The organism is Streptomyces sp. NBC_00239 (assembly GCF_036194065.1).
Taxonomy (GTDB): Bacteria; Actinomycetota; Actinomycetes; order Streptomycetales; family Streptomycetaceae; genus Streptomyces.
Genome location: NZ_CP108095.1, coordinates 2,630,090 through 2,651,385, shown reverse-complemented (window position 1 = coordinate 2,651,385; position 21,296 = coordinate 2,630,090). Strand labels below are relative to the sequence as shown.

General features: G+C 72.8%; 15 protein-coding genes. 11 read left to right on the top strand and 4 right to left on the bottom strand.

Annotation, left to right across the window (positions count from 1 at the left end; translation table 11 throughout):
• The first annotated feature begins 36 nt into the window (after positions 1-36).
• Positions 37-627 carry a flavodoxin family protein gene (locus tag OG764_RS11475; RefSeq protein WP_328972955.1) on the top strand — a complete coding sequence of 197 codons (591 nt, stop codon included), beginning with the start codon at positions 37-39 and terminating at the stop codon, positions 625-627.
• Positions 628-691: 64 nt separating this feature from the next.
• Here OG764_RS11475 and OG764_RS11470 read toward each other — a convergent pair whose 3' ends face one another.
• Complete coding sequence (locus tag OG764_RS11470; RefSeq protein ID WP_328968323.1) at positions 692-1,600, bottom strand: CAP domain-containing protein; 909 nt, start codon at positions 1,598-1,600, stop codon at positions 692-694.
• 156 nt (positions 1,601-1,756) lie between these two features.
• Here OG764_RS11470 and OG764_RS11465 point away from each other — a divergent pair, with 156 nt between their 5' ends.
• The 4 genes from OG764_RS11465 to OG764_RS11450 all read left to right on the top strand — a co-directional run bounded on the left by OG764_RS11465 (position 1,757) and on the right by OG764_RS11450 (position 8,387).
• On the top strand, positions 1,757-2,038 hold the full coding sequence (locus OG764_RS11465) for an acylphosphatase (protein ID WP_328968322.1): 282 nt from the start codon (positions 1,757-1,759) through the stop codon (positions 2,036-2,038).
• A gap of 327 nt (positions 2,039-2,365) precedes the next feature.
• Positions 2,366-2,578 (top strand): hypothetical protein, encoded by a 213-nt coding sequence (locus OG764_RS11460; protein WP_328968321.1) that lies wholly within the window; start codon positions 2,366-2,368, stop codon positions 2,576-2,578.
• A gap of 165 nt (positions 2,579-2,743) precedes the next feature.
• Positions 2,744-6,748: an AAA family ATPase gene (locus tag OG764_RS11455; RefSeq protein WP_328968320.1), complete on the top strand. Its 4,005-nt coding sequence runs from the start codon at positions 2,744-2,746 to the stop codon at positions 6,746-6,748.
• A gap of 208 nt (positions 6,749-6,956) precedes the next feature.
• On the top strand, positions 6,957-8,387 hold the full coding sequence (locus OG764_RS11450; RefSeq protein WP_328968319.1) for a sugar porter family MFS transporter: 1,431 nt from the start codon (positions 6,957-6,959) through the stop codon (positions 8,385-8,387).
• Positions 8,388-8,432: 45 nt separating this feature from the next.
• On the opposite strand, the gene OG764_RS11445 is transcribed toward OG764_RS11450, so the two are convergent.
• Positions 8,433-9,419: an LLM class flavin-dependent oxidoreductase gene (locus OG764_RS11445; protein WP_328968318.1), complete on the bottom strand. Its 987-nt coding sequence runs from the start codon at positions 9,417-9,419 to the stop codon at positions 8,433-8,435.
• Between the two features lie 63 nt (positions 9,420-9,482).
• Positions 9,483-10,973 carry a cytosine permease gene (locus OG764_RS11440; protein WP_328968317.1) on the bottom strand — a complete coding sequence of 497 codons (1,491 nt, stop codon included), beginning with the start codon at positions 10,971-10,973 and terminating at the stop codon, positions 9,483-9,485.
• Between the two features lie 139 nt (positions 10,974-11,112).
• Between OG764_RS11440 and ftsY the strand changes: the two genes are divergently transcribed.
• Positions 11,113-12,333 carry a signal recognition particle-docking protein FtsY gene (gene ftsY / locus OG764_RS11435; protein WP_328968316.1) on the top strand — a complete coding sequence of 407 codons (1,221 nt, stop codon included), beginning with the start codon at positions 11,113-11,115 and terminating at the stop codon, positions 12,331-12,333.
• Positions 12,334-12,461: 128 nt separating this feature from the next.
• Here the strand turns inward: ftsY and OG764_RS11430 are convergent, their stop codons facing one another.
• Positions 12,462-13,130, bottom strand: a complete 669-nt coding sequence (locus tag OG764_RS11430) for a bifunctional DNA primase/polymerase (RefSeq protein WP_328968315.1) — start codon at positions 13,128-13,130, stop codon at positions 12,462-12,464.
• A gap of 342 nt (positions 13,131-13,472) precedes the next feature.
• On the opposite strand from OG764_RS11430, the gene nsdA reads away from it, so the two are divergent.
• The 5 genes from nsdA (at position 13,473) to ffh (ending at position 21,182) form a co-directional block, all read left to right on the top strand.
• Entirely contained in the window at positions 13,473-14,972 is a 1,500-nt protein-coding gene (nsdA, locus tag OG764_RS11425) for a transcriptional repressor NsdA (protein WP_328968314.1), read from the top strand.
• Positions 14,973-15,290: 318 nt separating this feature from the next.
• Positions 15,291-16,637 carry an ammonium transporter gene (locus OG764_RS11420; protein WP_328968313.1) on the top strand — a complete coding sequence of 449 codons (1,347 nt, stop codon included), beginning with the start codon at positions 15,291-15,293 and terminating at the stop codon, positions 16,635-16,637.
• Complete coding sequence (locus tag OG764_RS11415) at positions 16,634-16,972, top strand: P-II family nitrogen regulator (RefSeq protein ID WP_328968312.1); 339 nt, start codon at positions 16,634-16,636, stop codon at positions 16,970-16,972. Before OG764_RS11420 ends, OG764_RS11415 begins: the two co-directional genes overlap by 4 nt.
• 29 nt (positions 16,973-17,001) lie before the next feature.
• The gene (locus OG764_RS11410) at positions 17,002-19,461 is read left to right on the top strand and encodes a [protein-PII] uridylyltransferase (protein WP_328968311.1); all 2,460 of its coding nucleotides are present in this window, start codon (positions 17,002-17,004) and stop codon (positions 19,459-19,461) included.
• A 158-nt stretch (positions 19,462-19,619) separates the two neighbouring features.
• Positions 19,620-21,182 (top strand): signal recognition particle protein, encoded by a 1,563-nt coding sequence (gene ffh / locus OG764_RS11405; protein WP_328968310.1) that lies wholly within the window; start codon positions 19,620-19,622, stop codon positions 21,180-21,182.
• The last annotated feature ends 114 nt before the right edge of the window (positions 21,183-21,296 follow it).

Sequence of the window (21,296 nt, the reverse complement as noted above, 5' to 3'; positions counted from 1 at the left end):
GCCCGCTGCCCCTCCCGAGGAGATTCCATGAGCACCGTGCAGACCCCCGTCGTCTCGATCGCCTACCACTCCGGCTACGGCCACACCGCCGTGGTCGCCGAGGCCGTCCGGGCCGGCGCCGAGAGCGCGGGCGCGACCGTGCACCTGATCAAGGTCGACGAGATAGACGACGCGCAGTGGGCGCTGCTCGACGGGTCCGACGCGATCGTCTTCGGCTCGCCCACCTACATGGGCACCGCGTCCGGCGCCTTCCACGTCTTCGCCGAGGCCACCTCGAAGCGCTGGTTCACCGACGCCTGGCAGGACAAGCTGGCCGCCGGCTTCTCGAACTCCGGTTCCAAGAGCGGCGACAAGGGCCACACCCTGCAGTACTTCCAGACGCTGGCCGCGCAGCACGGCATGAGCTGGGTGAACCTGGGTCTCAAGCCCGGCTGGAACGCCTCCACGGCGTCCGAGAACGACCTCAACCGCCTGGGCTTCTTCTCCGGCGCGGCCGCGCAGACCAACTCCGACGAGGGCCCGGAGGCCGTGCACAAGGCCGACGTGGCGACCGCCGAGCACCTCGGCCGCCGGGTCACCGAGCAGGCGCGCGTCTTCATCGCCGGCCGCGCGGCACTGGCCGCCTGACGCCTCACGCCTGATGCCCGGCTTCGGGGCTCCGGGATTCCGGGCCCCGGGCCGCGGACTTCGGCTAGAAGCCGAAGTCCTGGGTCCACCAGGGGCCGCCGGCGGCGAAGTGCGTGCCGACGCCCAGGGTGCGGAACTCGCAGTTGAGGATGTTGGCCCGGTGGCCGGGGCTGTTCATCCAGGAGGCCATCACGGCCTCCGCGTCGGCCTGGCCGCGGGCGATGTTCTCGCCGCCGAGGCCCGAGATGCCGGCGTTCGAGGCACGGTCCCAGGGGGTGGCCCCGTCCGGGTCCGTGTGGTCGAAGAAGCCCCGGTCGGCCATGTCCTTGCTGAACGCGCCGGCCAGCGTGGCGAGCGGCGGGTTTTGGCGGACCGGACGGCAGCCGGCCCGGGCGCGCTCCTGGTTCACCAGGGCCAGCACCGCGGCCTCCGCGGCCGACTCCCCGCCGGACGTCGCGGGCCGCTCCGGGGCGGTCGTCGGCTCGGGCGCCGGCGTGGTCCGCTCCACCGTCTTCTGCACGCTCGGCTTCGGCTCGGGCTTCGGCTTCAGCGTGGGGGAGGCCTTGGCGGAGGCCGAGGCCTTCGGCTTCGCGGAGGCCGGGGCCTTCGGCTTCGCGGAGGCCGGGGCGGACGCGCTGGGGGAAGGTGAAGCGGAAGCAGATTTCGAAGCTCCGGCGGAAGCGCGGCCGGTGCCGCCGCCACCGCCCGAGGAGCCGGAAGCGGAACTGTCGGTCAGGCTTTTCAGGCCGCCGTTGACGCGCTCGGCGGCCGGGGAGGCCTTCGCCTCGACCTTCACCTTGGGCGCGGCGTCGGAGCTGCTCCCGCCGAGCACGAAGTTGTCACCGACCGGCACCAGGCCGGAGGCCACGGCGGCGACACCGAGCGCCGCCGCAGCGGTGACGCCCAGCAGACCGGTGCGCACGGGGGCGGTCCGCTTGCCGGGGCGCGGCGCGGTGCTTCGGTGGCGTCCCATGGGCGGTGCCTTCCTGGCCGTACAAGATCGCGTACGACTTCTCGTACAAGATCAACCGTTACTCACCCAAATGGGTGGCTCATTGAGGCGCGACTGTACGCCATGAGCCCCGGGGGCGAAGTGACCATCGACTCATTGCCCCGTTAGCGTTCACGCATGAGCGAAGACGTACGCATGACCGCCTGGGTGCGCGGCCGTGTGCAAGGAGTGGGCTTCCGGTGGTTCACCAGGGAGAACGCCATGACCATCGGAGGCCTCACCGGTTTCGCCTCCAACCTCGACGACGGCCGGGTGCAGGTCGTCGCCGAAGGTCAACGTGAGAATTGCCACCGGCTCCTCGAATGGCTGCGATCTTCCGGCACGCCCGGGCGGGTCGACGGAGTCACGGAAATATGGGGAGAGCCCCGCGGGGGGTACGAGGGCTTCGCGATCAAGTGACCGTCGGCGGGTCGTCCCGCCGGCTGTTCATGCAGATCACACGCGGCGTTGCCGAACCGGCCGCGGCGTGGAAGGCTCGGAGTGAGCTGATCTTCGCAGCCGCTCGCGAACGCCTGGAGCGAGCCGGGTTGCCCGCCGATACGGGGCGTGATCGTGTTGACCGTCAAACTTTTTGGTGAGACGCTGGAAGCCCCGCGCACCCTAGCTGTTTGGCAGTGTCGGCAGAAGAACCGCCGTTACACACAGACACTGCCGGGCACCGCGGGTGCGATTCCCTCACGACCCACACCGCTTCGGTCGGTCACTCAGTGTGGAGGACCATCCATCATGGCAAAGGCGCTTCTCGGTTACGTCGGCGGTTCCGACCCGCGACTCCTCGCCGAGATGCGACGGCTTCAGCAGCGCGTCCAGGACCTCGAGTCCGAGCTCGTTCGGATTCAGTCCGAGAACGACGCGCTTAACGCCGCCGCGCAGCACGGAGACTCGCTGCTGGACAGCATCGACATCGACGTACCCCAGGCGGAGCCTGCGCTCACCTGATAGTCAGACGCTTGACCCTACTCCAGCAGTACCTGCAAGGGGCGCTTCGGCGTCCCTTCTCTCTTTCGTCTCCCTACGCCCAGGCGGGGGGCCGTTTTCATTAAGGTCTGGTGTGCCCTGCACCTTCCCGGGTGAAACCGGAGGGGAAAGGTAGAGTCCGGCGGCGTGCACCTCAAGGCCCTGACCCTCCGCGGATTCAAATCCTTCGCTTCTGCCACGACCCTGCGCTTCGAGCCCGGCATCACGTGTGTCGTGGGACCCAACGGCTCGGGCAAGTCCAACGTCGTGGACGCCCTGTCCTGGGTGATGGGGGAGCAGGGAGCCAAGTCGCTGCGCGGCGGGAAGATGGAAGACGTCATCTTCGCCGGGACCACCGGCCGGCCGCCGCTGGGGCGCGCCGAGGTCTCGCTGACGATCGACAACGCGGACGGCGCGCTGCCCATCGACTACGCCGAGGTCACCATCACGCGGATCATGTTCCGCAACGGCGGCAGCGAGTACCAGATCAACGGCGACACCTGCCGGCTGCTCGACATCCAGGACCTGCTCTCCGACTCGGGCATCGGCCGCGAGATGCACGTCATCGTCGGCCAGGGGCAGCTGGACTCCGTCCTGCACGCCGATCCGATGGGCCGCCGCGCCTTCATCGAAGAGGCCGCGGGCGTGCTCAAGCACCGCAAGCGCAAGGAAAAGGCGCTGCGGAAGCTGGATTCGATGCAGGCCAACCTCGCACGGGTGCACGACCTCACCGAGGAGCTGCGGCGCCAGCTCAAGCCGCTGGGGCGGCAGGCGGCGGTGGCCCGGCGGGCCGCGGTGATCCAGGCCGACCTGCGCGACGCGCGGCTGCGGCTGCTCGCCGACGACATCGCGACCCTGCAGACCGCCCTGGACGCGGAACTCGCCGACGAGGCGGCACTCAAGGAACGCAAGGAGAACGCCGAGGCCAGGCTGCGGGCCGCCCAGAACCTGGAGGCGGAACTGGAGGCGGCCGTCGGCGAACTCGCACCGCGGCTGCGGCTGGCCCAGCAGACCTGGTACGAGCTGTCGCAGCTCGCGGAACGGGTCCGCGGCACGGTCTCGCTGGCCGACGCGCGGGTCAAGAGCGCGAGCGCGCCGGCCGAGGAGGAGCGGCGCGGACGCGACCCGGAGGACATGGAGCGCGAGGCCGCCCGGATCCGCGAGCAGGAAGCGGAACTGGAAGCCGCGCTGGAGGCAGCCGACCGGGCACTGGAGGACACGGTCGAGCACCGGGCCGAACTGGAACGCGCCCTGGCGGCCGAGGAGCGCCGCCTGAAGGACGTGGCGCGCGCGATCGCCGACCGGCGGGAGGGGCTGGCGCGCCTCTCCGGACAGGTCGGCGCGGCCCGGTCCCGGGCCGGCGCGGCGCAGGCGGAGATCGACCGGCTCGCGGAGGCCCGGGAAGCCGCCGCCGCCCGGGCCGCCGCCGCGCAGGAGGAGTACGAGCAGCTGGCCGCCGAGGTGGCCGCGCTGGACGCGGACGACTCGGAGGTGGCGGCGGAGCACGAGGCCGCCCGGGCGGCGCTGGCGGCGGCGGAGGCCGCGTTCTCCGCGGCCCGGGAAGCGGCCACGGCGGCCGACCGGTCCCGCGCCGCGGTCTCGGCCCGGCACGACGCCCTCGCGCTGGGGCTGCGCCGCAAGGACGGCACCGGCGCGCTGCTCGCGGCCCGCGACCGGCTCGCCGGGCTGCTCGGCCCGGCCGCCGAGCGGCTCTCCGTCGCGCCGGGGCACGAGACCGCGGTGGCGGCGGCGCTGGGCGCGGCGGCCGATGCCCTCGCGGTGTCCTCGCCGGCCGCGGCCGCGGAGGCGATCCGCCACCTCCGCGCCTCCGACGCCGGCCGCGCCGCCTTCCTCATCACCCCACCCGCCCACCCCCCGACCATCCCCGCCCCGACCCACCCGACCCCGACCCCGGCCGACGCGCCACCGACCGTCCCGGCCCCGGCCTCGGCCGACGCGGCGCCGGCCGTCCCCGGCCCGGCCCACCCGGGCCCGGGCTCGGGCGAGGTGGCGCCGGCGGTCCCCGGCCCGGCCCGGCCGTCCCCGGCCTCGGGCGAGGTGGCAGCGCCCGTCCCCGGTCCCGCCCACCCGCGTTCGGCCTCGGCCGACGCGGCGCCGCCCGTCCCCGGCCCGGCCCACCCGGCCCCGGCGTCGGGCGAGGTGGCAGCGCCCGTCCCCGGTCCCGCCCACCTGGGTTCGGCCTCGGCCGACGCGGCGCCGCCCGCCCCCGCCCCGCACCATCCGGCCCCGGCCGGTGCGGATCCCGCTGTCCCAGGCCCCGCTGTCCCCGGCCCTGCCGGGCCCGGCCCCGCCGGGGCCGGGCGGGGTGACGTGCTCGCCGTCGTCGCGGGGCCCGTGCCCGCCGTGGCGCTCGTACGCGGGGACGCCGGGTTGCAGGAGGCCCTGGAGCGGGTGCTCCGGGACCACTACGTCGTGCCGGACCTCGACGCGGCGCAGGCGCTGCTGCGGGAGCGCCCCGACGCGGTGGCCGTCACCGCCGACGGCGACGTGCTGGGCGCGCACCTCGCGCACGGCGGCGCCGCCGGGGCCCCGAGCCTGCTGGAGGTACAGGCGGCCGTCGACGAGGCCGCCGCCGAACTGGCCCGCCTCGACCTGCGCTGCGCCGAGCTGGCCGCCGCCCAGCAGGAGACCGCCGCCGCCCGCACCGCCGCCACGGCCCTGGCCGAGGAGCTGGGGGAGCGCCGCCGCGCCGGCGAGAAGGAGAAGGCGGGCGTCGCCCAGCAGCTCGGCCGGCTCGCGGGCGTGGCCCGCGGCGCGGCCGGCGAGGCCGAGCGCAGCGCCGCGGCCGCCGCCACCGCGCAGGACGCGCTGGAGCGGGCCCTCGCCGAGGCCGAGGAGCTGGCCGAGCGGCTCCTGGTCGCCGAGGAGATGCCGGTGGACGAGGACCCCGACACGGCGGTGCGCGACCGCCTCGCCGCCGATGGCGCGAACGCCCGCCAGACCGAGATGGAGGCCCGGCTCCAGCTCCGTACCCACGAGGAGCGGGTCAAGGGCCTGGCCGGCCGGGCCGACGCCCTCGACCGCGGCGCCCGCGCCGAGCGCGAGGCCCGGGCCCGCGCCGAGCGCCGCCGCGCCCGGCTGCGCCACGAGGCGGACGTGGCCGCCGCCGTCGCCCGCGGCGCCCGCCTGCTGCTCGCCCACATCGAGGTGTCCGTCGTCCGGGCCGAACAGGAGCGGGCCGCCGCCGAACAGGCCAAGGGCCGCCGCGAGCAGGCGCTCGCCGAGGAGCGCACCCGCGCCCGCGGCCTCGCCTCGGAACTCGACAAGCTCACCGACTCGGTGCACCGCGGCGAGGTGCTCGGCGCCGAGAAGCGGCTGCGCATCGAGCAGCTCACGGCCCGCGCCCTGGAGGAGTTCGGCGTGGAGCCCGCCGGGCTGGCTGCCGAGTACGGGCCCGACCAGCCGGTGCCGCCCTCCCCGCCGGCCGACGGCGAGGAGCTGCCCGAGGACCCGGACCATCCGCGCAACCGGCCGGGGCCCTTCGTACGCGCCCAGCAGGAGAAGCGGCTCAAGGCCGCCGAGCGGGCCTACCAGCAGCTCGGCAAGGTCAATCCGCTGGCCCTGGAGGAGTTCGCGGCGCTGGAGGAGCGTCACAAATTCCTGAGCGAGCAGCTCGACGACCTGCGCCGGACCCGCGCCGACCTCCTTCAGGTCGTGAAGGAGGTCGACGAGCGCGTCGAGCAGGTCTTCACCGAGGCGTACCGGGACACCGCCCGCGAGTTCGAGGGCGTCTTCTCGCGGCTGTTCCCGGGCGGCGAAGGCCGGCTGGTGCTCACCGACCCCGCCCACATGCTGACCACCGGAGTGGACGTCGAGGCCCGGCCGCCGGGCAAGAAGGTCAAGCGGCTGTCGCTGCTCTCCGGCGGCGAGCGGTCGCTGACGGCCGTGGCGCTGCTGGTCTCCATCTTCAAGGCGCGCCCCAGCCCGTTCTACGTGATGGACGAGGTCGAGGCCGCGCTCGACGACACCAACCTGCAGCGGCTGATCCGGATCATGGAGGAGCTCCAGGAGAGCTCGCAGCTGATCGTGATCACCCATCAGAAGCGCACGATGGAGGTCGCCGACGCGCTCTACGGCGTCTCGATGCAGGGCGACGGGGTCTCGAAGGTGATCAGCCAGCGCCTCCGCTAGGAGTCCACTCCCGAACTCCATTCGTTCAAGACTTGAAGGTCAGTGGGCGAGGGGCGGCTTGAGAATCCACTCAAAGCATCTTCGTTCGAAACCTTGACTTCATAAAATGAACACATAGGCTCGCTCCGCTGCCTCCCGCCTTCCGGTGGTGCCCGATCTTGAACTGTGCGCCACTGGGAAAACGGACAAAACCCTCACGGAGCACACCTTGACCAGCACAGCGAAGGCGACCGCGCCGGACTCCGGACGCACGCCGCCCCCGGAACACCTCGGCCACGTCATCTTCATCACCGCGGCCGCCGCCATGGGCGGCTTCCTCTTCGGATACGACAGCTCCGTCATCAACGGCGCCGTCGAAGCCATCCGGGAGCGCTTCGCCATCGGCTCCGAGGCCCTCGCCCAGGTGATCGCCGCCGCGCTGATCGGCTGTGCCATCGGCGCCGCCACGGCCGGCCGCCTCGCCGACCGGATCGGCCGAATCCGCTGCATGCAGATCTCCGCCGCCCTCTTCACCGCCAGCGCCATCGGCTCCGCCCTGCCCTTCGCGCTCTGGGACCTGGCGATGTGGCGGGTCATCGGCGGCTTCGGCATCGGCATGGCCTCGGTGATCGGCCCCGCCTACATCGCCGAGGTCTCGCCGCCCGCCTACCGGGGTCGCCTCGCCTCGTTCCAGCAGGCCGCGATCGTGATCGGCATCGCCGTCTCCCAGCTGGTCAACTGGGGCATCCTCAACCTCGCCGACGGCGACCAGCGGGGCGAGATCGGCGGCCTCGAGGCCTGGCAGTGGATGCTCGGCGTGATGGTGGTCCCCGCGATGCTCTACGGGCTGCTGTCCTTCGTCATCCCGGAGTCCCCGCGGTTCCTGATCTCGGTGGGCCGCACCGAGCAGGCCAAGAAGGTGCTCGGCGAGGTCGAGGGCGCCGCGGTCGACCTCGACGCGCGCGTCCGCGAGATCGACGCGGCCATGCGCTCCGAGCACAAGTCGACCTTCAAGGACCTGCGCGGCGGCCGCTTCGGCCTGCTGCCCATCGTCTGGGTCGGCATCGGCCTGTCCGTCTTCCAGCAGCTCGTCGGCATCAACGTGATCTTCTACTACAGCTCCTCGCTGTGGCAGTCCGTCGGCATCGACCCGACCAGCTCGTTCCTCTACTCCTTCACCACGTCGATCATCAACATCATCGGCACGGTGATCGCGATGGTCTTCGTGGACCGGATCGGCCGCAAGCCGCTCGCCCTCATCGGCTCGGTCGGCATGGCGCTCTCCCTCGGGACGGCCGCCTGGGCCTTCTCCTACAAGGAGGACGTCGCGGGCGAGATCTCGATGCCCGAGACCCAGGGCACGATCGCGCTGATCGCGGCGCACTCCTTCGTCCTCTTCTTCGCCCTCTCCTGGGGCGTGGTCGTCTGGGTGCTGCTCGGCGAGATGTTCCCCAACCGCATCCGGGCCGCGGCCCTGGGCGTGGCCGCCGCGGCCCAGTGGGTCGCCAACTGGGTGATCACGGTCTCCTTCCCGACCCTGTCCGACTGGAACCTGTCGGGCGCCTACGTGATCTACACGGTCTTCGCCGTGCTCTCGATCCCCTTCATCCTCAAGTGGGTGCCGGAGACCAAGGGCAAGGCGCTGGAGGAGATGGGCTGACCTCCCCGCCCGCGCCCCTCTCCTCGTACGCGGTGCTGCCCCGGCTCAGTCCTTGAGCCGGGGCAGCACCTGTTCGCACAGCAGGTGCAGGCTGCGCCAGCCCTCGTCGACCGGCATCCCGCCGCACAGCGGGTGCAGGACGAGGTTCCCCGACTCGCCCGCCTCCCGCGCGTACGCCAGTGCCTGGTCCGGGGTGAGGATCCGGTACACGCCCTCCGCGCGCAGCTCCGCCACCGTGGTGGCGGCCGAGCGGACCGCCGAGCGGATGTCCGCGGACTGCCAGGACGCGTACATGCCCGCCTCGTGCAGGAAGCGCTCCCCGTGCTCCGCCCACGCCTTGTCCGGGTCCTCGGCCAGGTGCAGCAGCGGGGTCTGCGCCGCCGGCATCATGCAGAAGCCCTCCGTGCCGTACTCCGCCAGCCGCGCCCGGTAGTACTCCTCCAGCTCCGGCAGGTGCGCGCTCGGGAAGAAGGGCAGGCCCAGCCGGGCCGCGCGGCGGGCCGCCGCCTGCGAGCTGCCGCCGACCAGCAGCATCGGGTGCGGCCGGGTGAAGGGCCGCGGGGTGACCCGTACGGTCCGGCCCCGGTACGTGAACTCCTCGCCCGTCCAGGCCCGCAGCAGGGTCTCCAGCAGCTCGTCCTGGAGCCGGCCGCGGCGGCGCCACTCCACGCCCTGCTGCTCGTACTCCTCGGGCCGGTAGCCGATGCCGGCCACCGTGACCAGCCGGCCGCCGCTGATCAGGTCCAGGACCGCGATGTCCTCGGCCGCGCGCAGCGGGTCGTACAGCGGTCCGATGATCGCGGAGACGGTGACCGCGATCCGCCGGGTGGCGCCGAAGACCGCGCCCGCGAAGGCGAACGGCGAGGGGAGCCAGTTGTCGGCGGCGCCGTGGTGCTCCTCGGTCTGGACGGTGTCGATCCCGCGGTCGTCGGCGTACGCGGCCATCTCCACGGCCGCCCGGTAGCGGGCCGAGAGCGACTCGGGGGTGCCGTGCGGGTCGACGAGATTGAACCGGGCCACGGTGATGGGCATGGAGAAGTCCCCCTTCGCCTTGGTGGACGGGCCGGGCGAAGGGGGACGTTAGCTGACGCAGCGTCAGTTGGACAGGGATCCGGCAGGCTCGCGCTCCGCTTCCGCGGCCGTGCCCGACTCGTCCGCCGAGCCCTCCGCCGCCGCGTACGTGGCGTCCGCCGCGGACACCGGGTTGCCCGGCAGGACCGCGTACAGCAGGCCCGAGGTGAGGATGCCGGCCACCCAGCCCAGGCCGTTCTCGCCGATCCAGGTGGTCGCGAGCGGTCCGCTGAACCAGTCCACGCGGGTGAAGAGCAGCCCCACCGCCAGCGCCGCGCCCCACGCCGTCATCGCCTGCCAGGCGAAGCCGCCCCGGTACCAGTACGCGCTCGTGCGGGTGGTGTCGAGCAGGGCCTTCGCGTCGTAGGCGCGGCCGCGCAGCAGGTCCACGCCGAAGACGCCGATCCACGCCGAGAACGCCACCGCGAGCAGCGTCAGGAAGGAGATGAACGAGCCGAAGAAGCTGGTCGCGACCACCATCAGCAGGAAGCCGAAGACCAGGCTGATCACGGCGTTCACGCTGACCGCCCACGCCCGCGGGACCTTGATGCCCAGGGTCTGCGCCGTGAAGCCCGCCGAGTACATGGACATCGAGTTGATCAGCAGCATGCCGATCAGTGCGATCAGCAGGTACGGGACCGCGATCCAGGTGGGCAGCAGCTCGCCGATGAACGACACCGGGTCCTGCGCCGTCGCCAGGTCCGGGGTCCCCACGGCCATCACCGCGCCCATCAGCACCATGGGCAGCACGACCACGCCGGCGCCGCCGATGGTCGCGCCGACCATCCCGCGCGAGGAGGCCGTACGGGGCAGGTAGCGGGTGAAGTCCGGGCCGGAGGGCACCCAGCTGATGCCGCCCGCGGCGATCGTGCCGATGCCCGCGATCATCATCGCCGTGGAGCCGGCCGGCTTGCCGAAGACAGACGACCAGTCGGTGGTCGCCACCAGGTAGCCGAGCACCAGCACGCTGAAGGCCCCGAACAGGTACGTGGACCAGGTGCTGCACACCCGCAGGGCGTTGATGCCCAGACCCGACACCAGGAAGGTGCAGCCCACGAAGAGCAGCAGCGTGACCACGATCAGCGCGGTGCTGCTCTTGATGCCGAAGAGCAGGTCGAGGACGGTGAGCAGGGCGTAGGCGCCGCTGACCGCGTTGATCGTCTCCCAGCCCCAGCGCGCGATCCAGATCAGCGCGCCCGGGAAGAGGTTGCCGCGCTGCCCGAACACCGCCCGGGACAACGCCATCCCGGGGGCGCCACCGCGCTTCCCCGCGATCGAGACCAGGCCCACCAGTCCGTACGAGACGACGGGTGCGACCACCGCGACGACCAGCACCTGCCAGATGTTGAGCTTGTTGAAGATCACCAGTCCGGCGCCCATGGTCAGCAGCAGCACGCTGATGTTGGCGGCGACCCAGGTGGGGACGAGTTCGCGGACGCGACCGGTGCGCTCGGCGTCGGGGACGGGCTCCAGGCCGCGGGTTTCTATCGCGCCGTCGGCGGGCTCGGCAGGCATGCGTGCTCCGTGGGGGAGATGTGGGGGAGTCGCCCATCATCGTAGGTTTCGCGCGAAAAGAACAAATAGAGGCTTAAGCCCTCGTGTGAAGCTCCAGGGTCCGGGTTCCGCGGCGGCCGTGGCCGATACTGGTCGCGTTATGGAAATCCTCATCCTTGCTGTAGTCATCGCCCTGGTCGCGGTCGGCGTGATCAGCGGGCTCGTGGTCAGCGGCCGCAAGAAGAAGCAGCTGCCGCCCACGGCGCCGTCGAGCACGCCGACCATCACTGCCCCGCCCGCCGAACCGCACGTGGGGGAGGAAGCCGCACCCACGGCCGAAGAGCCGCGCCGCACGATCGAAGAGGTCGCGCTCCCCGAGGCCGAGGCGCAGGCACCCGCCGTGGAGGCGCCCGCGGCGGAGCCCCAGGCCCCGGCCGCACCCGAGATCGAGGTGCCCGAGCCGACGGCCGGCCGCCTCGTCCGGCTGCGCGCCCGCCTCTCGCGCTCCCAGAACTCCCTCGGGAAGGGCTTGCTCACGCTGCTCTCCCGGGAGCACCTCGACGAGGACACCTGGGAGGAGATCGAGGAGACCCTCCTCATCGCCGACGTCGGTGTCGCGCCCACCCAGGAGCTGGTGGACCGGCTGCGCGAGCGGGTCAAGGTGCTCGGCACCCGTACCCCCGAGCAGCTGCGCACGCTGCTGCGCGAAGAGCTCATCGCGCTCATCGGCCCGGACACGGACCGCGCGGTCAAGACCGAGAGCGGTGTCGACACCCCGGGCGTCGTCATGGTCGTCGGGGTCAACGGCACCGGCAAGACCACCACCACCGGCAAGCTCGCCCGGGTCCTGGTGGCCGACGGCCGCAGCGTGGTCCTCGGCGCGGCCGACACCTTCCGCGCCGCCGCCGCCGACCAGCTGCAGACCTGGGGCGACCGGGTCGGCGCCCGCACGGTGCGCGGCCCCGAGGGCGGCGACCCGGCCTCGATCGCGTACGACGCGGTCAAGGAGGGCATCGCCGAGGGCGCGGACGTCGTCCTCATCGACACCGCGGGCCGGCTGCACACCAAGACCGGCCTCATGGACGAGCTCGGCAAGGTCAAGCGCGTCGTGGAGAAGCACGGCCCGCTGGACGAGATCCTGCTCGTCCTCGACGCCACCACCGGGCAGAACGGTCTGGTGCAGGCCCGCGTCTTCGCGGAGGTCGTCGACATCACCGGCATCGTGCTGACCAAGCTCGACGGCACCGCCAAGGGCGGCATCGTCATCGCCGTCCAGCGCGAGCTGGGCGTCCCCGTCAAGCTCGTCGGCCTCGGCGAGGGCCCGGACGACCTGGCGCCGTTCGAGCCGGGCGCGTTCGTGGACGCCCTGATCGGGGACTGACCCCCGCACCCGGTACGACGTGTCCGGTACCGGCGTACCCGGTGGTGGCGTATCCGTACCGGCGCACCCGGTACGACGACGAGGGGCCCGGCGGCCGAGACCGCCGGGCCCCTCGTCGCATCCCGCGCCTACAGCTGGAAGCGGTGGCAGATGTACGCCAGGGTGCCCAGCAGCAGCCGGGCCTGCGGCGGGTCGCCCGCCGAGTCCAGGGCCGGCGGCCGAAGCCAGCGCATCGGGCCCAGCCCGCCGCGGTCCGACGGCGGCGCCGTGACGAAGCTGCCGCCGCCCAGGGCGCGCAGGTCCAGGTCCGCGTCGTCCCAGCCCATCCGGTAGAGCAGCTGGGGCAGCTCGGCGGCCGCGCCGGGCGCCACGAAGAACTGGGCCCGGCCGTCCGGGGTCGCGGCGACCGGACCGAGCGGCAGCCCCATCCGCTCCAGCCGTACCAGCGCCCGCCGCCCGGCCTCCTCGGCCACCTCGATGACGTCGAACGACCGGCCCACCGGGAGCAGCACCGCCGCACCCGGGAACTCGCCCCAGGACTCGGTCACCTCGTCCAGGGTCGCGCCCGCCGGCACCCCGGCGTCGAAAGCCAGCGGATGCGCGCCCGGCGCCGGGCACTGCGGGTCGCCGCAGGAGCAGGCCCGGCTGCCGGCCGCGGCCCGGGCGCCCGGGACCACGTCCCAGCCCCACAGCCCGGTGTACTCGGCCACTGCCGTGCACTCCGACATCCGGCCGCGGCGCCGAGAGCCGGCCCGGAACTCCTTGGTTCCCCGACTGCCGCCGATCGTGAAGCCCATGCCCCCTCCAACGGGTCGAACTCGCCGGTGGTTACGAAGCGGAAGACCGCGGCTGCCCGGCGCACTCCATCGCCGCGCGCGCCCCGGCGCACTCCGTTCCGCCAAATTTCTGGTCCTCCTGTGTCAAGTGAATCGCGCCCGGCCCGTGGCGAGTTCATTCAAAGGGGTGGCGAATGGTGGCGATTGTGGAATCGGGGTCGCCGAGGACGTGATCGTAGGATTACTTTCGGTACGCGGAGCCTTGTGGAAGGCGCATCCTTGGGTATGCCGGAGGCAGGATGCGGTTGGCGATTCCCTTCCGGCGCAAGGGTGTTCCGAAGGCGAGTGGATGGGGGCGTTCCAGTGAGCGGCAGTGGCCCAAGCGGTGTGAGCGTGGAGCCTGCCCCCCGAGGCAGCAGTGGTGAGACACGCCGCAACGAGCAGCTCACCTCGTGGTTCGTGCGCAGCGGCTGGTCCAAGGGCGAGCTCGCCCGCCAGGTGAACCGCCGGGCCCGGCAGCTCGGCGCGCACCACATCAGCACCGACACCTCCCGGGTGCGGCGCTGGCTCGACGGCGAGCAGCCCCGCGAGCCGATCCCGCGAATCCTGTCCGAGCTGTTCTCCGAGCGGTTCGGCACCGTCGTCGCCGTCGAGGACCTGGGCCTGCGGGTCGCCCACCAGTCGCCCTCCGTCTCCGGCGTCGACCTGCCCTGGGCGGCCCCGCAGACCGTCTCCCTGCTCAGCGAGTTCTCGCGCAGCGACCTGATGCTCGCCCGCCGGGGCTTCCTCGGCACCTCGCTCGCACTCTCCGCCGGCCCCGCCCTCATCGAGCCCATGCAGCGCTGGCTCGTGCCGGTCCCGGCCGCCGATCCGGGACCCGGGGGCGGGCCGGCGGGCCGCCGGTCCGCCCGCCTCTCCGGCCCCGAGCTGGACCTGCTGGAAGCCACCACCGTGATGTTCCGGGAGTGGGACGCCCAGTGCGGCGGCGGGCTGCGCCGCAAGGCCGTGGTGGGCCAGCTCCACGAGGTCACCGACCTGCTCCAGGAAAACCACCCGGCCCCCACCATGAAGCGGCTCTTCAAGGTCGCCGCCGAACTCGCCGAACTCGCCGGCTGGATGAGCTACGACATCGGGCTCCAGCCGACCGCGCAGAAGTACTTCGTGCTCGCCCTGCACGCCTCCAAGGAGGCCGGGGACAAGCCCCTCGGCTCGTACATCCTCTCCAGCATGAGCCGCCAGATGATCCACCTGGGCCGCCCCGAGGACGCCCTGGAACTCATCCACCTCGCCCAGTACGGCAGCCGCGACTGCGCCGGCCCGCGCACCCAGGCCATGCTGTATGCGATGGAGGCCCGCGCGTACGCCAACATGGGCCAGCCCAGCCGCTGCAAGCGGGCCGTGCGGATGGCCGAGGACACCTTCTCCGACATCGCCTTCGGCGACGAGCCCGAGCCCGACTGGATTCGGTTCTTCTCCGAGGCCGAACTCAACGGAGAGAACTCCCACTCGTACCGCGACCTGGCCTACGTGGCCGGGCGCAGCCCCACGTACGCCTCCCTCGCCGAGCCCGTCATGGCGCGGGCCGTGGAGCTCTTCCGCAAGGACGACGTGCACCAGCGCTCGCTGGCCCTCAACCTCATCGGCATGGCCACCGTCCACCTGCTGCGGCGCGAGCCCGAGCAGGCGACCGTCCTCGCCGAGAGCGCCCTCGTCGTGGCGAAAAAAGTGCGCTCCGAACGGGTGAACACCCGGCTGCGCAAGACCGTCGACACCGCCGCCCGCGAATACGGCGACGTCGCCGAGGTGGTCCGGCTCACCGACCGGATCGCGGCCCAGCTCCCCGAGTCCGCGGAGGCCGTCTGACGGCCCGCCCGGGACCGGGCACGACCCCGGCCGCGGCAGCCACCCGCTGAAGCCCGACTCGGCTCCCCCATGCCAGGTCATCCGGGTGCTGCCGCGGCCGGCCGCATGCCGCACCCCGTTCATGGACGCGTAACACGTCCGACCTCTTCGTCACGGCAGCGAAACATCGAGCGGCACCGCCGGAAACCGGCCTGCGCGAATCTCAGGGCTCATAACCGGCCAGTGCGCCGGACGGCCCGCCCCAGGCCGTACGCCTTGCGCCGCTCAGGTTTCCCACGATCGCCCGCACGCGAACGTACCGACGACGAGGAGACGCCGATGGCACCAGCCATCACGACCCTGGCAGCAGACGCCCCCGAGCTGTCTGCGGCCAACACCGGGTTCATGCTCATCTGCTCCGCCCTGGTCATGCTGATGACCCCGGGCCTCGCCTTCTTCTACGGCGGCATGGTCCGCGTCAAGAGCAGCCTCAACATGCTGATGATGAGCTTCATCAGCCTCGGGATCGTCACGATCCTGTGGGTGCTCTACGGCTTCAGCCTCGCCTTCGGCACCGACTCCGGCTCCCTCATCGGCTGGTCCGCCGACTACGTGGGCCTCAGCGGCATCGGCATCACCGAACTCTGGGACGGCTACACCATCCCGGTCTACGTCTTCGCCGTCTTCCAGCTGATGTTCGCGATCATCACCCCGGCCCTGATCAGCGGCGCCCTCGCGGACCGCGTCAAGTTCAGCGCCTGGGCCCTGTTCATCGCCCTGTGGGTCACCGTCGTCTACTTCCCCGTCGCCCACTGGGTCTGGGGCGCCGGCGGCTGGCTCTTCGAGATGGGCGTCATCGACTTCGCGGGCGGCACCGCCGTCCACATCAACGCCGGCGCCGCCGCCCTCGGCGTGATCCTCGTCATCGGCAAGCGCGTCGGCTTCAAGAAGGACCCGATGCGCCCGCACAGCCTCCCGCTGGTCATGCTCGGCGCGGGCCTCCTGTGGTTCGGCTGGTTCGGCTTCAACGCCGGCTCCTGGCTCGGCAACGACGACGGCATCGGCGCCGTCATGTTCGTCAACACCCAGGTCGCCACCGCCGCCGCCATGCTCGCCTGGCTCGCCTACGAGAAGCTGCGCCACGGCACCTTCACCACGCTGGGCGCCGCCTCCGGCGCGGTCGCCGGGCTCGTCGCCATCACCCCCTCCGGCGGCAGCTGCTCCCCGCTCGGCGCGATCGCCATCGGCGCCATCGCCGGTGTCGTGTGCGCCATGGCCGTCGGCCTCAAGTACAAGTTCGGCTACGACGACTCCCTCGACGTCGTCGGCGTCCACCTCGTCGGCGGCATCCTCGGCTCCCTGCTCGTCGGCTTCTTCGCCACCGGCGGAGTCCAGTCCGACGCGGCCGGCCTCTTCTACGGCGGCGGCCTCGACCAGCTCGGCAAGCAGGCGGTAGGCGTCTTCGCGGTCCTCGCCTACTCTCTCGTGGCGTCCGCGGTACTCGCCTTCCTCGTCGACAAGGCGATCGGAATGCGCGTCTCCGAGGACGACGAGGTCTCCGGCATCGACCAGGTCGAGCACGCCGAGACCGCGTACGACTTCAGCGGAGCCGGCGGCGGCGCGTCCTCGCGCAGCACCGCCCTGCCCGCCCACGCCGCCACGGAGACCAAGAAGGTGGACGCATGAAGCTCATCACCGCGATCGTCAAGCCGCACCGGCTGGACGAGATCAAGGAAGCCCTCCAGGCCTTCGGAGTCCAGGGCCTCACCGTCACCGAGGCCAGCGGGTACGGCCGCCAGCGCGGCCACACCGAGATCTACCGGGGCGCCGAGTACACCGTCGACCTGGTCCCGAAGATCCGCATCGAGGTGCTCGTCGACGACACCGACGCCGACGACGTCATGAACGTCGTGGTGAAGGCCGCCCGGACCGGCAAGATCGGCGACGGCAAGGTGTGGAGCCTGCCCGTCGACTCGGTCGTCCGGGTCCGCACCGGCGAACGCGGCGCGGACGCCCTGTAGGCGGACCGGAAACGAAGGGGAGCCCTCGGGTGACGAGCGTCGAAGAGACCACCGAACAGTCGGACTCGGAACCCGGCGGCTACGCCGCGGCCCGGCTGCGACTCCTCCAGGAGGAGTCGCGGTCCGGGCCCTCGCGCCGTGCCGAGCTGGCCGCACTGACCGACGGCTGGCTGACCGCACTGTTCGCGGCGGCCGTCAAGGACACCGGCGTCCGGGGCGCCGCCCTGGTCGCCGTCGGCGGCTACGGCCGCGCCGAACTCTCCCCCCGCAGCGACCTCGACCTGCTGCTCCTGCACGACGGGAAGGCCGCCCCCGGCGACCTCGCCGCCCTCGCCGACCGGATCTGGTACCCGGTCTGGGACCTCGGCCTCGCCCTCGACCACTCCGTGCGGACCCCCGCGCAGGCCCGCAAGACCGCCGCCGAAGACCTCAAGGCACACCTGGGCCTGCTCGACGCCCGCCCCGTCGCCGGCGACCTCGGCCTGGTCGCCGCCCTGCGCACCAGCGTCCTCGCCGACTGGCGCAACCAGGCCGTCCGCCGGCTGCCCGAGCTCCACGCCCTGTGCCGGGAACGCGCCGAACGCGCCGGGGAACTGCGCTTCCTCCTCGAACCCGACCTCAAGGAGGCCCGCGGCGGCCTGCGCGACGTCACCGCCCTGCGCGCCGTCGCCGCCTCCTGGGTCGCCGACGCACCCCGCGAAGGACTCGCCGACGCCCGTCGCCGCCTCCTCGACGCCCGCGACGCCCTCCACCTGACCACCGGCCGGGCCACCGACCGGCTCTCCCTCCAGGAACAGGACCAGGTCGCCGACGGCCTCGGCCTGCTGGACGCCGACGCCCTGCTCCGCCAGGTCTACGAGGCCGCCCGGGTCGTCTCGTACGCCGGCGACGTCACCTGGCGCGAGGTCGGACGGGTGCTGCGGGCCCGCTCCGCCCGGCCGCGGCTGCGCGGGCTGCTCGGCACCCGCACCGCCCCCGCCGAACGGGCCCCGCTCGCCGAGGGCGTCGTCGAACAGGACGGCGAGGCCGTCCTCGCGCTCGCCGCCCGCCCCGACCGCGACCCGGCCCTCCCGCTGCGCCTGGGAGCCGCCGCCGCCCAGGCCGGACTGCCCGTCTCGCTGCACGCCGTACGCCGACTGGCCGCCCATGCCCGGCCGCTGCCCGTGCCCTGGCCGGCCGAGGCCCGGGAACAACTGCTCACCCTGCTCGGGGCGGGCGAGCCCACCGTGGCCGTGTGGGAGGCACTGGAGGCCGAAGGGCTCATCACCCGGCTACTGCCCGACTGGGAGCGGGTGCGCTGCCGCCCCCAGCGCAACCCCGTCCACACCTGGACCGTGGACCGCCACCTCGTCGAGACGGCCGTCCGCGCCTCCGCCCTCACCCGCCGCGTCGGCCGCCCCGACCTGCTGCTGATGGCCGCGCTGCTGCACGACATCGGCAAGGGCTGGCCCGGCGACCACTCCGTGGCCGGCGAGACCATCGCCCGGGACGTCGCCGCCCGGGTCGGCTTCGACCCCGACGACACCGCGGTCCTCGGCACCCTGGTCCGCCACCACCTGCTGCTCATCGACACCGCGACCCGCCGGGACCTCGACGACCCGGCCACCGTCCGCGCCGTCGCCGACGCGGTCGGCTCGGCCTCCACCCTGGAGCTCCTGCACGCCCTCACCGAGGCCGACGCGCTGGCCACCGGACCGGCCGCCTGGAGCACCTGGCGCGGCTCCCTCGTCGCCGACCTGGTCGCCCGGGCCGCGGCCGTACTCGGGGGCGAGCACCCGCCCGCCCCCGGACCGCAGGCCCCGTCCGCGGACCAGGAACGGCTCGCCGTCGAGGCGCTGCGCACCGGCGAACCCGTCCTGGCCCTGCACGCGCGCACCGAGGCGGAGGACGGCCCCGCGGACGTCGCCGAGGCGGCCGACGCCGCCGAAGTCGGCGTCGAGCTGGTCGTCGCCGTCCCCGACCAGCCCGGCGTACTGCCCGCGGTGGCCGGGGTGCTCGCCCTGCACCGGCTGACCGTGCGCGCCGCCGACCTGCGCTCCCTGGAACTGCCCGACCTGCCCGGCGAGGTGCTCGTGCTGCGCTGGCGGGTCGCCGCCCAGTACGGCTCGCTGCCCCAGGCCGCCCGGCTGCGCGCCGACCTGGTCCGGGCGCTCGACGGCTCGCTGGACGTCCCGGCCCGGCTCGCCGACCGGGAGGCCGCGTACCCGAAACGGCGCGGCGTGCTCCCGCCGCCGCCTCGCGTCACCGTCGTCCCGGACGTCTCCTCGCTCGCCACCGTCCTGGAGGTCCGGGCCCCCGACGCGGTCGGCCTGCTGCACCGCATCGGGCGCGCCCTGGAGGCCGGCGGGGTCCGCGTCCGCAGCGCCCACGTCTCCACGCTGGGCGCCAACGCGGTTGACACCGTCTACCTCACCGGCACCGACGGAAAGCCCCTCGGCACCGAGGACGCGCAGGCCCTCGCGGCCGCCGTGCAGAGCGCCCTCGACTAGGGGGTGTCCGACCCTGATCCGCCGGACACCCCCTAGGGCGGAAACCGGACGGAACGGGCCCCGCCCGCCGGATCCGGCGGGCGGGGTCGATTCCGCTCCGGGGCCGGATACCCTGGAGGGCGATCCAACGCCCCCGAACCCAAGGACCAGCGAGCGCCGTGTTCGATACTCTCTCCGACCGCTTGGCGAATACTTTCAAGGCCCTGCGCGGCAAGGGGCGCCTCTCCGAGGCAGACATCGACGCGGCGGCCCGGGAAATCCGCATCGCGCTGCTCGAAGCCGACGTCGCCCTGCCCGTCGTCCGCTCCTTCATCGCGAACGTCAAGGAGAGGGCGCTCGGCGCCGAGGTCAGCAAGGCCCTCAACCCTGGCCAGCAGGTCCTCAAGATCGTCAACGAGGAGCTCGTCCGGATCCTCGGCGGCGAGACCCGCCGACTGCGCTTCGCCAAGACGGCGCCCACCGTGATCATGCTCGCCGGTCTCCAGGGTGCCGGTAAGACGACCCTCGCCGGCAAGCTCGGCCTCTGGCTCAAGGAGCAGGGCCACGCCCCGCTGCTCGTCGCCTGCGACCTCCAGCGCCCCAACGCCGTCAACCAGCTCAGCGTCGTCGCCGAGCGCGCCGGCGTGGCCGTCTACGCCCCGCAGCCGGGCAACGGCGTCGGCGACCCGGTCCAGGTCGCGAAGGACTCCATCGAGTACGCGCGCACCAAGCAGTACGACGTGGTCGTCGTCGACACCGCCGGCCGCCTCGGCATCGACCAGGAGCTGATGCAGCAGGCCGCGGACATCCGCGACGCCGTCAGCCCCGACGAGATCCTCTTCGTCGTCGACGCGATGATCGGCCAGGACGCGGTCAACACCGCCGAGGCCTTCCGCGACGGCGTCGGCTTCGACGGCGTGGTGCTCTCCAAGCTCGACGGCGACGCCCGCGGTGGTGCCGCGCTCTCCATCGCGCACGTCACCGGCAAGCAGATCATGTTCGCCTCGAACGGCGAGAAGCTCGACGAGTTCGACGCCTTCCACCCCGACCGCATGGCGGGCCGGATCCTCGACATGGGGGACATGCTCACCCTCATCGAGCAGGCCGAGAAGACCTTCGACCAGGCCGAAGCCGAGAAGATGGCGGCCAAGCTGGCGAAGGGGCCGAAGGAGTTCACGCTCGACGACTTCCTGGCCCAGATGGAGCAGGTCCGCAAGATGGGCTCCATCTCCAAGCTGCTCGGCATGCTGCCGGGCATGGGCCAGATCAAGGACCAGATCAACAACATCGACGAGCGCGACGTGGACCGCACCGCCGCGATCATCAAGTCGATGACCCCGGCCGAGCGCCAGGACCCGCACCTGATCAACGGCTCCCGCCGGGCCCGTATCGCCAAGGGCTCCGGCACCGAGGTCAGCGCCGTCAAGAACCTCGTCGAGCGCTTCTTCGAGGCCCGCAAGATGATGTCCCGCATGGCCCAGGGCGGCGGCATGCCCGGGATGCCGGGCATGCCGGGCATGGGCGGCGGCCCCGGCCGGCAGAAGAAGCAGATCAAGCAGGCCAAGGGCAAGCGCAAGAGCGGCAACCCGATGAAGCGCAAGGCCGAAGAGGCAGCCGCTGCCGCCCGCAAGGAGCAGGGCGGCACGCCTGCCCTGGAGCCGGGCGGCGCCTTCGGCCTTCCGGCCGGGCAGCCGGGCGAGGACTTCGAGCTGCCGGACGAGTTCCGGAAGTTCATGAAGTAGCACCGGCGCGAGCCGTACGGATCAGGGCCTCCGCCGCGGCGGAGGCCCTTTCCGCTGCCCCGGCCTGTCGGCCGCGCCCGCCACCCTCGACGCCGTCGCCAGGTCCTCCCGAGG

Excerpts from the sequence above, each read along its gene's own strand:
- OG764_RS11470 (WP_328968323.1), bottom strand. The coding sequence starts at position 1,600 with ATGGGACGCCACCGAAGCACCGCGCCGCGCCCCGGCAAGCGGACCGCC.
- OG764_RS11465 (WP_328968322.1), top strand. The coding sequence starts at position 1,757 with ATGAGCGAAGACGTACGCATGACCGCCTGGGTGCGCGGCCGTGTGCAA.
- OG764_RS11460 (WP_328968321.1), top strand. The coding sequence starts at position 2,366 with ATGGCAAAGGCGCTTCTCGGTTACGTCGGCGGTTCCGACCCGCGACTC.
- OG764_RS11440 (WP_328968317.1), bottom strand. The coding sequence starts at position 10,973 with ATGCCTGCCGAGCCCGCCGACGGCGCGATAGAAACCCGCGGCCTGGAG.
- OG764_RS11420 (WP_328968313.1), top strand. The coding sequence starts at position 15,291 with ATGGCACCAGCCATCACGACCCTGGCAGCAGACGCCCCCGAGCTGTCT.
- OG764_RS11445 (WP_328968318.1), bottom strand. The coding sequence starts at position 9,419 with ATGCCCATCACCGTGGCCCGGTTCAATCTCGTCGACCCGCACGGCACC.
- ftsY (WP_328968316.1), top strand. The coding sequence starts at position 11,113 with ATGGAAATCCTCATCCTTGCTGTAGTCATCGCCCTGGTCGCGGTCGGC.
- OG764_RS11430 (WP_328968315.1), bottom strand. The coding sequence starts at position 13,130 with ATGGGCTTCACGATCGGCGGCAGTCGGGGAACCAAGGAGTTCCGGGCC.
- OG764_RS11415 (WP_328968312.1), top strand. The coding sequence starts at position 16,634 with ATGAAGCTCATCACCGCGATCGTCAAGCCGCACCGGCTGGACGAGATC.